Source organism: Lactobacillus helveticus DSM 20075 = CGMCC 1.1877 (genome assembly GCF_000160855.1).
Lineage (GTDB): Bacteria > Bacillota > Bacilli > Lactobacillales > Lactobacillaceae > Lactobacillus > Lactobacillus helveticus.
On the sequence record NZ_GG700758.1, the window covers coordinates 52,752 to 64,981 of the forward strand.

The window sequence follows — 12,230 nt, forward strand, 5'->3', positions numbered from 1 at the left end:
TAATAATTACTTTTCCTAAACGCATATAGTTATCTCGTTTCATAGACTATAGCTAAATTATACTATCTTAAGAAAATTCTTACTTGTATTAAACACTAAAATAAGCAAAAAGGATTGAAAATCAATGATTTCCAATCCCTCGTTTTTATTCAAACTTCCAGCTTACATTTCGCTCAAATTCTTCATTCGGCAATAATGTAATGCGACCTAAATCGCTATCTTCAGCTGGTGGAATTTGTGCTTCAAAAGTAATGCCAGCATATTGACCAAAGTCAGCAGTGTACTTTCCAGTATGATCAAATCCATTTCCAGTATAAATAATCAATGATGGTGCATCAGTATTTACAGTCACCTTATGATCTTCAGAACTTAAAACTGCACCAGGTTGATTACCATTCAAAATAAATGGATGATCCATCCCGTCTCTATCTTTGATTTGAGGATCGTCAGCTTCTAAAGCATCCCCAACACGTTTAGTCTTTCTAAAGTCAAAAGCAGTGCCAGCAACTTTCTCCATCCCGCGATCAGGCATTCAAGAATGATCAACCGGTAAATAATAATCGGCATTCATTTGCAACAACAAATCCTTAATATTATCTTTTTCACCCAAGGTAAAGTAAACATGATTTACCGGATTAAAAATAGTTAATTGGTCACTCACCGCATTGATTGAGTAATGCAAAGTATTATCATTATCCAATTCATATTTGACATGAATCTTTAAATTGCCTGGATAATCATTATGACCATCTGGATCCAATAAAGTTAAATCTACTCGTGCACTATTTTCACTACAAGAAGGCTTAAAATCCCAGACTTCAGTATCTGTACCAATTCCGCCGTGAATATGATTCTCACCGTCATTGATTGGTAATTGATGAGTTTCAAGTCCATGTCTCCATTGACCTTTTCTAACTCTACCAGCAATACGGCCAACTGTACCACCTAAATAATTTCTTTCTTGAGAATAATCAGCTGGTGAATTCAATGACAAAATCATATTCTCGTCATTAAGCAAAACTTTTTCTAGCGTTGCACCATAATTAAGCACCTTAACAATCATGCCATGATCATTTTCCAAAACGATCTCGCAAAGGTCCTTACCATCTTTTCTGCCATATTTATTAAAACTTGTTTTCATATTTTTGCCTTTTCTCTTTTTGTATTCGTTTTCATTGCTATTATAAAGTATTTTTTATCAATCGCATATGAGTTACCGTTAACAAAAAGCGAGACTCTCAAGACCTCGATTTAATAACTTTACTTAATCTCTTTAGTCAAAGCTGTAATAAACTTATCCCAGCCTTCCTCGCCATCTGCATTATTCTTAAATACACCGGCATCTTGAAGAACTTGTTCAAATACTTCAACAAGTGATTGTTCCATCACTTGATCAACATTATCCAAGCTAATTTCGTTTTCAGCCTTAACTTGATCAGCCCATTCTTTATGACTTGCAGCCATCTTATTGTCTTCACCAAGCCAGTATTTCTTTACTTCTTCAAGTTCACTCTTAAGTCGTCCTGGCAAAATAGCTCTACCCATAACTTCAATCAAGCCGATATTTTCCTTCTTAATGTGCCACAATTGTTTGTGTGGGTGGAAAATTCCAAGTGGGTATTTCTCGCTAGTATTGTTATCACGTAAAACAAGATCAAGGACAAAATTCTTACCTTCACGGTGCATGATTGGAGTGACAGTATGGTGACGTGTCTCGCCTTCATAAGCCTTAATATCACGCGCAGTATCAGAATAGTTATCCCAGAATTTAATAATCTTGCTGCCAAGATCAATCAAATCAAGTGAATTATCTGAAGTTAAACGTAAATCACTCATTGGCCAATCAACGATGCCTGCCACAACTTTAGGATAAGAATCAAACATAATATTCTTCTTGATTCCAGCCTTCATCATTGGGAAAGTATGACGACCACCTTGATAGTGTTCATGAGCAAGCATTGAACCACCAACAATTGGTAAATCAGCATTAGAACCAACGAAGTAATGAGGGAAGATTTTTTCAATTTCAACCAAGTTAATCAAGGTCTGTTGATTAATCACCATTGGAATATGCTTTTGATCCAAGAAAATGCAGTGTTCATTAAAGTATGCATAAGGTGAATATTGGAAGCCCCATGGACGGCCTGCAATGTTCATGCGGATAATTCTTAAATTAGAACGAGCATTCTTACCATAACCACCTAAATAGCCTTCATTTTCAAGACAAAGCGCACATTGAGGATATTTCTTACCTGTTGCATGTGCTGCCGCAGCGATGGCCTTCGGATCTTTTTCAGGCTTGGATAAGTTAATTGTAATTTCTAAGCTGTGGCCTTTAGAACTAGTACCTGAGAAAACAACATTCTTAGCAATAGCTTCTTTTTTAACATAATTGTTGTCTTCACATAATTTATAGAACCAATCAGTGTTCTCTTCTGAAGACTTTTGCATTTTTTGCCAGAAAATACTATTGGTCTTAGATGGTGTTGGGGTAGCTAGATCATAAAGTTGATCATTTAGCACTTCACGAGAAGTGATGTCATCCGGAATTTTTTCATTCTTAACTGCTAAATCAACTAACTGCTTAGCTGCCGGTTGATCATTTTCTTCTTCTTCGTCATGATCACCAACTAATGCTCTAATTTTATTAATGACATATACTCGATCTAATGGTTCGTAGGCTCCACTATTTATAACTTCATCCGCAAATTTTTCAATAATTTTCATAACTTCCCCTTCTCACACTAATTAAATTCTCTTAGTACCGTCAACGATTTCTGCATCATAGAAGCTTGCATCATAACCAACTGCATCACGATAAATCTTGCCGACGTTCTTCTTAAAGTTTTCAGCTTCAGATTTCTTAACGATCGCAATGGCACTACCACCGAAACCGCCGCCGATCATTCTGGCACCGAGCACGCCAGGTTGTTTCCATGAAGCCTCTGCCAAAGTATCAAGTTCCTTACCAGTTACTTCATAATCGTAGTGAAGAGATTCATGAGAAGCATTAATCAAACGACCAAGCTTTTCAAGATCGCCATCCTTCATAGCTTGAGTTGCACGCAAAGTTCTTTGGTTTTCGCTAACTGCATGACGAGCACGCTTGATTTCTGTTTCATCATTAATGAGGTAAGAATATTCATCAAAAGTATCGTTATCAAGCTCACCTAATGCCTTAATATCAAGCTTTTGTTGCAACTTCTTAAGTGCACGACCACATTCAGCAACTCTATTGTTGTAAGCAGAATCAGCTAAAGTATGTGGATTATTAGTAGCCATGATGATGATTTCGTAATCACCTAATGCAAGTGGTAAGTATTCATACTTTAAGGTGTTGCAATCTAGGAAAATAGCACTATTTTTTTTACCCATAATGCAGGCAAATTGATCCATAATTCCTGAATTCAAGCCAATAAATTCATTTTCAGTTCTTTGGCCCATCTTGGCTAAACTCACACGGTCAACATCTAAGTTAAATTCATCTTTTAAAATGATTCCCATTAGCATTTCAATGGCTGCACTGGATGAAAGACCTGAACCTGATGGCAAGTTAGCTTCGATGTACAAGTTAAAGCCATGATCAATACCATCATACTTTTCACGCAAATAAGTGATCATGCCCTTAAAGTAGTTAGCCCAGAAACGGTCTTCATCTTTTTCAACATTTGTGTCATCAATGTCAAATTCAACGATATCGCCGTCAACGTTGCCTGAGTAAAGGCGTACCTTTTTGTCGTCTCTTGGACCATAGACTCCATAAACACCTAAACTGATTGGGGCTGGAAAGACGTGTCCACCGTTGTAGTCAGTATGTTCACCAATTACATTAATTCGACCTGGTGAGAAAAATACATCCTTTGCCTTTTCGTTAGAAGTTGCTTCATATTTCTTAAGTAGTTCTTCTTTATTCATAAGTTTTACCTCAAATTTATCCTGTAATCGTTTTCAATATTAGTATATACTCTTAACGCTATTTAGTAAATACTTTACTTTAACAAATAAAATATTTATATTATTTAGTTTATTGCAATACAAAATCTGATAATATCGCTTGAAGAAAATCATTTCTTTTCTTGTACTAAATTACTGATTAGGCATAATATAAATGTGTAGGAATTAATCCTAATGAGCGGTCGGCTCATGGTCAATCTGATACTTTTATAGGACGTAAGGGCCAAACGGGTGGCAGACACCAAAATAAACCGACCATGATGGGTTCACATTTTAATATGTGAACTCATTTTTTTGGGGGAGGGAGAATGATGAATAGAAAATACAATTATAGAAAATTAAAACCTAAAGAATATAATTCTTTAAAACGTGTTATAAATGATACTTATCAAGCAGCTGCGTTTTACAACAATACTTTTATTAATAAAAAGGTTACATTTTATTAATAAAAATACTTCAATTACTATAATAGCTTCACTACGTAAGTGTCAATATTTTTGTAATTATTATGTTGATTATGTCTCATTTAGTATATTTTCAAAATTTTAGCATATCTTTTATATTTAAGTAAAAATATACTTTCAGCCAGTAGTCGATTATAATGATGACAGACTATTCAGAAAGCAGGATCAGTATGAAAGATTTCAATAAGTATGTCATAAAGTAAGTATGTCATAAAGTTTGCTCGTTTTTTACAATCATTATTAGTCATTGCCATCGGTTTATTAGGTGTTTTACTAATCATCCTTCTATTCCGCGATCTGATTCCGCTTTTCCAATTACTGCTTTCACCATCGATCAAAGAAAGTAACTCTGCTATCATGGATGAAATCATCGTCTTCTTCCTGTTCTTCGAATTCACCGCCACGATCATCTCTGCTTTGCGTCACCACGGCCATACTAGTATTAATTTTCTAATGGGTTTAGGCGTGACCGCATTAATTCGTAGCCTGATTACCGCTCACGGGGATGTCTGGGAAATCAATCGTAGCTACTTCAGTATCGATTCTAATGTTAATCATTGCCATGGTGATTTTTAATAAACATATGAAAAATATGTAATTTAAGCTGAAAAAATAAGAGCTAAGTTCAATTGAATTTAGCTCTTATTTTCTATCTAAAATTTTCTCACCCCATGCTGGTACACTTGCTTATCTGCTTGCTCTACCGCGGCAACATCCCTAAGCGGATTATCCTTCAATACTAAAAAGTCCGCATACTTTCCTTCTTCTAAAGAACCATATTCATCATCAATCTGTAATAACTATGCTGAACCTAACCCCGCTGCATGCAAAGCTTGATAATTACTTGCTCCTGCTCGAACAAGTTCAGTTAGTTCCTTAGCGGTACTTTCAAGAGGATTCATGAAGGTTCCCGCATCTGTACCCAAAGCCAGTTTTACTCCTGCCTTAATTGCCTTGCCTACATGTGCGTAGAATGCATCAACATGTTGACACATTTTTTGATATGAAAAATCAGTCATTTTTCCTTTACCGTAAACAGCAATTTGGTAACCAGCGATCAAAGTCGGTGACAAGAATGTTCCTTGCTGCTTCATTAATTCAATGTCGTCATCACTCACGTAAAAGCCATGTTCAACAGAATCAACACCAGCTACTACCGCATAGTGGATGCCCAGCCGACCTTCCGCATGTGCACACACCGTCATATACTTGGAATGAGCTTCTGCTACCGCCATTTTCATTTCTTCCAATGATAATTCGGTATCATCAATTTGATCGCCTTGCGAACATCATCAGGTGAATTAACCAAATGAGAAGCATTCAATTCATGATTTTCACCTAAAGGCTGATCAGCATGACCACCCAAGATAGAAATTGGCATCCCCGCTGGTCTCATTCCTGGTCCTTCAAAAGGATAATCATTTCGCATATTTTTCAGCTTTACATCTACATCAAAAGGAACGCCGCAACTTCTAATGTAAGTTACCCCACCTTTTAAACCGTTTTTCAAGTCCTTCAGTGCCTTATAAGTAACCAAAGTTTCGGTCTCTGGATAATGATCTTTGGCTGCATTTACCAATCCCACGTGAGTATGGGCATTGATCAAGCCTGACATGACATATTGTCCGTCTAAATCTACCTGTTGCTCAACCGCCACATTTAACTTTCCTGTACCCTTGGCAGTCAATTTTCCGGTCTCATTATCAACTACAAACCAAGCATTATTTAATAATTGTTCCCGATCACCAACAAATAAATTGCAATTTACAAAAGCTGTCTTAGTCATTCTTATTTTCTCCTACTTTGTAACAAAGGTATTTCTAAAATCAAAACTGCCGTTGAAGACTAAACCATGAACATTTCTTCTAACCATCCAGGCTTGACCATCATGATAAAGTGGGGTCAATGGTTGTTGATCGTCTAAAACTTGTTCTGCCTTTACCAAATCGGTTAAACGCTTTTTCACGTTCATTTCTTCACTTGAAAGAGTTAGATATTGATCATATTGTTTGTTAGACCATTTACCAAAATTGTAATTTCCCCCACTCATCATTACGCTTAACATTGCGTAAGGATCGTTATAACCAGTTGTTAAGCCAGTGAAGTCAACGTCATATTTGCCGTTAAGCATGTTGCTTACTCTAGTAGTCTTAGGCATTGATTGAACATGAACTTCTACTTTTTTACCAAAAGTACTTTCAAGTTGACTTTGGACATATTCCATTACTTTCTTAGAAAGATCATCGTCATCCCCACCTAAAGTAAATTCAACCTTAGATTTACCTAATTCCTTTAAGGCTTTATCAAATAAAGCTTGACCTGCTTTTTATTAAATTCTGTATACTTGCTCGTAGCATTTTGCTCAGCAAAATATTTATTGAAGTTCATGCCATTAACTGTTTCTTGTGGAGCAGTAAAAGTGGTAGCTACAGTATTGGCTCCACCTACAGTTGAAGCGAGCTCTTTACGATTCAAGACCATTGAAAAAGCTCTTCTCAAGTTAACATTGGCCATATCTTTATTTTGGGAAACATTGTAAGTTAAATACTCTGTTCGATCAGATCTAAATACCCGGTAACCAGTTTGATGTTTCAATTGTTTAGAAGCCTGAGTATCAAGAAAGGCCCCGTCTAATTTTCCTGATTGATAAAGGGTATAATCTGTGGCTGGCGTTTTGACTACGGTAATTAACGGTATTTAATTTAACGTTTTTCTTATTCCAGTAATAATTGTTTTTCTTTAATTTCCAGCTTAAGTTTGAACCTGTCCAACCAGTACTTACAAATGGCCCGTTATAAACCATGTACTTCGATGCAGTACCATATTTTTTACCGTATTTCTTAACTGCTTTTTCACTTACCGGATTCCAGCTCGAAGCGGTTAAAGTTTTAAAATACGGTACTGGATGAGTTAAATGAACTACTAAAGTATGTTTATCCTTGGCCTCAACGCCCAAAGAAGTTGGAGATTTTTACCAGCTACTACTTCTGGAGCGTTCTTAACTGCTTGATAATTATTTTGTTGCTGAGATTGGGTCTTAGGATCCATTACTCGTCTTAATGAATAGACAAAATCATTAGCTGTCACCGGTTCACCATTACTCCACTTGGCATCTTTTCTTAATTTAAAAGTCCAAGTCAGCCCATCTTTGCTTACCGTAGAAACGGTCGCCACACCAGGTTCAACTTTGCCATTATTGTCAACATGATTTAATCCTTCAAATACATTAGTTGCTTGTTCACTACTAGAAGTATCAACCATTTTATTTTGGTCAAGTGTCTGTACTTCTGAAGTAGTCATCCAAGTTAAAGATTTTTCATAATCTCGAGAATCAGCTTTACTATTCGAATAAGCTGCTAACATAGTTGCAGCGCTTGTTGTTACTAATCCACCTGCTAAAGCTTTTAACCATTTTTTCATAATACTCCTCCATTTTTCCTTAGCTCGGATAAACAAAAAACGCCCTACTAGATCTACTTGATCTAATAGGGCGTCTATGCACGGTACCACCTATTCTTCATCAATAACAAAGTTACTGACCTCATGCAGGTGCGGCCAATCAAAAATGATCGGCGATACGTCGCCGCTATAAAGGGCGGACCCTGAAAATACTAGTATCGTACTTCCTGCTCAAAGGTGATTTTCAAATAAAGCTTAACTATCTTCTTGCACCAACCGAAGACTCTCTGAAAATCATGCTCTATTTTACTTTCCTTATCAAAGCTAAAATGATTTTTTGTTGAAAATAATATTAACAGATTCTAATTTGATGTCAACATATTTTTTAATTTATTTTAATATCTGCATCATCCGCAAAAGTACTCACTTTTACGGATTTTCTTTTATCTTGATCCTCTGATTATCCGTATTTTGTCAGAACAATATTTTATATTTGCTTATTATTCATTCCGATTATAATTAAATCATCCAGTTTTTAAAAAAGGAGATAAAAATGGATTTTCATTCACATCGTCTACTCAAATCATCAGCTGTCCTGCTTGCTTTATTAAGCATTTCAGCATTTTCATCCAACGTTTCGGCTAAAGATTCGGGCAATAATATTGAGATTAAAACTAATCTCGATTTTGCCACTGAACCCGAACAATCTGGTTGGAGCAGCAGTAAAAAGTATCGCCATGATATTCCGATTCAATTTTTAGGAATCAACGATTTGCACGGCGGTCTAGAAAGAACGGGCAATGCTTGGTTTGGCGCTACTAAATATCCTAATGCCGGCAGTGCTGTTAGCCTAGCTTCTTATCTTGATAATGCTCAATCATCCTTCCAGCGTGAAAACAAACATGGTCATACCTTCCGAGTCGAAACTGGCGATATGGTTGGTGCTTCACCTTAAAATTCTGCCTTACTTCAAGATGAACCCACTATGCAGGCTCTCAAAGCCATGAACTTCAAGATTGGTACTTTGGGTAACCATGAATTCGATGAAGGTCTAGGTGAATTTCACCGCATCTTGGTGGGCGGCAAGCCGACTAAACATTATAATGCCGCCGAGATGGCCTATCCACACCGCAGCTCTGGTTTACAAATCGTAATTTCTAACGTAGTAAACCGTAAAACAAATAAAACACCGTACAATTTCAAGCCGTATTTAATCAAAACTGTCAAAGCTGCCAATGGCAAAAAAGTAAAGGTTGGCTTCATTGGTATCTTAACGACTACCATGCCGACTTTGACCACCTATAAAAATTATCATCCCTACAAATTTATCGATGAAGCGCAAGCAATCGCAAAATATGATCGGCTACTTCGCAAAAAAGGCGTCAAAGCCATTGTTGTTTTAGCTCATACCGGTGTCGCTACACAGACTGACGCACAAACTAAACAAACTTCCACCTCAGGTCCAGTAGTAGATATCTTGCAAAAACTATATCGCATCGATCCTAAAAATTCTGTTGACCTTTACTTTGCCGGCCATTCACATCAATATGCTAACGCTACCGTAGGACATACTCATTTAGTACAAGCAATTTACTCAGGCGAAGCATACGCCGATATTATTGGCTACCTTAACCCTAAAACTCATGATTTTGCTGCTAAGAGTTTAGTAGCTCACGTATTCCCAGTATTGTCAGCTAAGCAAGATCCCACTGTAAAAGATAATGCCAAGGTGACGGCAATTGTTAAAGATGCAGACCAGCGCACCGCTCCAATTGTTAACCAAAAAATTGGCGAGGCAGCGATTGCTAAAAATCTAACCGGCCGTGACGAAAATAATCAGTATTTTGAAAATGAAACCGGTGATCTAGTCTGTGATGCTCAACTTGCCGGCGCTCGTGAAGCAACTGCTAAGCAAAACTTACATGTTGATTTTGCGATGACCAATGGTGGCGGTGTCAGAGCTGGTCTTGCAGTAAAGCCAGACAAATCAATTACTTGGGGCGCCGCTCAAGATGTACAGCCCTTTGGCAATATTTTGGATGTCGTTTCGATGACCGGTCAACAAATTTACGATGTGCTTAACCAACAATACAAGAACTTTGGAAACGGTCATAAGACTTATCTGTTAACGGCTGGCTTAAAGTATGATTTCACCAAAAATGACGATCAGACGCAACCATTCAAGGTAACCAAGGTATATGGCAATGATGGCAAGCCAATTGATTTGCATAAAACTTATCATGTCGTGATCAACGAGTTTCTCAAAGGTGGCGGTGACTATTTCAATCAATTTAAGACTGCCAAACAAGTTGCGACTGCTGGTGTAGATACCGATGTATTCGTGAAATACATTAAGGATCAAACCAAAGCCGGTAAGCCAATTGCGGCTCCTAAATTAGACCGCAAACATTTTGTCGCTGGTAAATAATTCAATTAATTAAAAAAATAAGAGTTAGGTCTCACTTCAAAATAGAGCCTAACTCTTATTTTTATTTTTCAATTAATGCTTAACCGTCAATCTCTTTAACCCAGGCAGGCTGATCATTACTACAAAACTGATAATGTAAAGAGCTGATAGGAAACCCATGACTACCGTCAAACTATAGTGATCCATCAAGATGCCAATTACCACTGATGAGAAACCACCGATTGCTCGACCTACATTGACAATGATATTATTAGCCGATGACCGAATTTCCGTAGGATACAATCTACTAATCACGGCACCGTAGCCACCAAACATCCCATTTGAGAAGAAGCCCATGACAGCACCAATTACCAGCAAGCTCGCCATGTTTTGTGCCAAAGCTAACACATAAACCATCACGGCTGAGCCAATCAAGAAAATTTCAAAGGCACGCCGTGGGCCAAAGTAATCAAAGATTGAACCGAAGGTCATCATTCCAACGCTCATCCCAATAATAGTGGCAATCATCCACAGACTTGAGCTAGATACATTTAAATTTAATTGCTTTTGTACAATCGTTGGTAACCAGTTCATTAAACCAAAGTAACCGGCAATTTGAACGGTCATCATTACCATTAAGCCCAGACTTTGCAGGGCTAAGCGCGGTGTACTGAACATCTTCTTCACTACATCAGTTAATAAAGAACCTTTTTCATTATTTTTGGCTGCTAAAAATTGATCACTTTCATGCAAATGCTTTCTAATAAATACAGTCAAAACTACAGGCACAATTCCGACTAGGAACAACATATGCCAACCTAAATGGGGAATAATCCAAGCTGCTACTAAGGCGGCAATAATTGCACCAATTTGTCCACCAACTGCTGCGATTGAAGTCATTTTACCAATCTGATGATTCTTAAAGTTTTCCGCAATTAAAGCAATACCGACTCCATATTCACCACCAGCACCAATACCAGCAAGAAAACGGAGGGCATAAATCTCATAGATATTGTTTGCAAAAGCCATCAAAGCAGTGGCAATGGCAAAGATCAAAACCGTGTGTGAAAAAGTTTTAACCCGGCCAATCTTGTCACCCAAGATACCAAAGCAAATCCCGCCAAACAGCATCCCCAAGTTAGTGATTGAGGAAATCAATCCTGCTGCGCCACCTGACAAGTGTAAGTCGGCAATCATCGAACTCATTGCAAACGATAAAAAAAGCACATCCATGTTCTCTAGTGCGAATCCAGATGAAGTAGATGCAATAACCCACTTCTGGTTTTTACTTAGTCCATGACTGTGCGTATCAATTATATCCATTTTTAACCTCCAAAACGAACGCTCTCTGTCGTTCAATTATTTCTTCGACTCCCCATTCTACTCGTTTTATATTTTTTAAACAAGGGGGAATTGGGTTAGGTAAGTGTCAATATTTTTGCGGTAGGCTATTAACCATTAGTCTGACCTTAATTTCTTAAATATTTATTTTTCTGCTAAAATCGTTTAAATAGCTATGTCCTGCTGTTAAGCTTTCAATGGCGCCGTGATGAATGCCCAGATGAGCTTCATGCGTCTTTCTTAGGCTGGCACGAACTGCACCTTTCAATTCTTCCTGATCACCAATATCGAGCTGCCCACCTGCAAACTCACTGCTAAGCCAGTATTCCAGCTCATTGTTTTTGATACAAGTCAGCACACGCAGAATTCCTTCGGCACCATCTTCTGACCAGTATTTTCCTTGCCCTTTGACGCGATAAGTATATTTACGGTGATTGCTCTCACAGCAGCCAATTGCCTTAATTACTGACAAATGACGCATCTTAAACGGCTTAATATCCACCCAGCGACGATGAAGATAGCTGCGCAGGCGCCTTAAATTCTCATGATTTTCTGGCGTATTCAGCTCATCAATCAGATTGCTTTCAATCGTGTCTAAAATCACGTCAGTCAAGTGACGGTCATATTTAAACTCAACTGCACTGATCAATTTGCTTTGCATAGCC

The 12,230-nt window shown here is 37.6% G+C and carries 4 protein-coding genes, 6 pseudogenes and 1 other annotated feature; of the genes and pseudogenes, 3 read left to right on the forward strand and 7 right to left on the reverse strand.

Annotation, left to right across the window (positions count from 1 at the left end; translation table 11 throughout):
* Positions 1-145: 145 nt before the first annotated feature.
* The 3 genes and pseudogenes from HMPREF0518_RS08080 to HMPREF0518_RS08090 all read right to left on the reverse strand — a co-directional run bounded on the left by HMPREF0518_RS08080 (position 146) and on the right by HMPREF0518_RS08090 (position 3,915).
* Positions 146-1,141 (reverse strand): annotated as a pseudogene (locus tag HMPREF0518_RS08080) (aldose epimerase family protein).
* A gap of 119 nt (positions 1,142-1,260) precedes the next feature.
* On the reverse strand, positions 1,261-2,727 hold the full coding sequence (locus HMPREF0518_RS08085; RefSeq protein ID WP_003627706.1) for a UDP-glucose--hexose-1-phosphate uridylyltransferase: 1,467 nt from the start codon (positions 2,725-2,727) through the stop codon (positions 1,261-1,263).
* Between the two features lie 21 nt (positions 2,728-2,748).
* A complete protein-coding gene (locus tag HMPREF0518_RS08090; protein WP_003627707.1) occupies positions 2,749-3,915 on the reverse strand; it encodes a galactokinase in 1,167 nt (388 codons plus the stop codon).
* Positions 3,916-4,262: 347 nt separating this feature from the next.
* Between HMPREF0518_RS08090 and HMPREF0518_RS10125 the strand changes: the two genes are divergently transcribed.
* Together HMPREF0518_RS10125 and psiE are read left to right on the forward strand one after the other, a co-directional pair.
* A complete protein-coding gene (locus HMPREF0518_RS10125) occupies positions 4,263-4,400 on the forward strand; it encodes a hypothetical protein (RefSeq protein WP_003627709.1) in 138 nt (45 codons plus the stop codon).
* Positions 4,401-4,628: 228 nt separating this feature from the next.
* A pseudogene (gene psiE / locus HMPREF0518_RS08095) lies at positions 4,629-5,016 on the forward strand (phosphate-starvation-inducible protein PsiE).
* A 55-nt stretch (positions 5,017-5,071) separates the two neighbouring features.
* Here psiE and HMPREF0518_RS10365 read toward each other — a convergent pair.
* Both HMPREF0518_RS10365 and HMPREF0518_RS09480 read right to left on the reverse strand, forming a co-directional pair.
* Positions 5,072-6,204, reverse strand: a pseudogene (locus tag HMPREF0518_RS10365) (metal-dependent hydrolase family protein).
* A 12-nt stretch (positions 6,205-6,216) separates the two neighbouring features.
* A pseudogene (locus HMPREF0518_RS09480) lies at positions 6,217-7,838 on the reverse strand (peptide ABC transporter substrate-binding protein).
* A gap of 63 nt (positions 7,839-7,901) precedes the next feature.
* Positions 7,902-8,148 (reverse strand) — a binding site (T-box leader).
* A 222-nt stretch (positions 8,149-8,370) separates the two neighbouring features.
* On the opposite strand from HMPREF0518_RS09480, the pseudogene HMPREF0518_RS08115 reads away from it, so the two are divergent.
* Positions 8,371-10,245, forward strand: a pseudogene (locus tag HMPREF0518_RS08115) (bifunctional metallophosphatase/5'-nucleotidase).
* A gap of 72 nt (positions 10,246-10,317) precedes the next feature.
* Here HMPREF0518_RS08115 and HMPREF0518_RS08120 read toward each other — a convergent pair.
* On the reverse strand, positions 10,318-11,547 hold the full coding sequence (locus HMPREF0518_RS08120) for an MFS transporter (RefSeq protein ID WP_003627719.1): 1,230 nt from the start codon (positions 11,545-11,547) through the stop codon (positions 10,318-10,320).
* Positions 11,548-11,701: 154 nt separating this feature from the next.
* Positions 11,702-12,230, reverse strand: a pseudogene (locus HMPREF0518_RS08125) (ISLre2 family transposase); the annotation flags it as partial.

Bases quoted from the DNA above. Each gene is read 5' to 3' on its own strand.
- HMPREF0518_RS08085 (WP_003627706.1), bottom strand. From the start codon at position 2,727: ATGAAAATTATTGAAAAATTTGCGGATGAAGTTATAAATAGTGGAGCC.
- HMPREF0518_RS08090 (WP_003627707.1), bottom strand. From the start codon at position 3,915: ATGAATAAAGAAGAACTACTTAAGAAATATGAAGCAACTTCTAACGAA.
- HMPREF0518_RS08120 (WP_003627719.1), bottom strand. From the start codon at position 11,547: ATGGATATAATTGATACGCACAGTCATGGACTAAGTAAAAACCAGAAG.
- HMPREF0518_RS10125 (WP_003627709.1), top strand. From the start codon at position 4,263: ATGATGAATAGAAAATACAATTATAGAAAATTAAAACCTAAAGAATAT.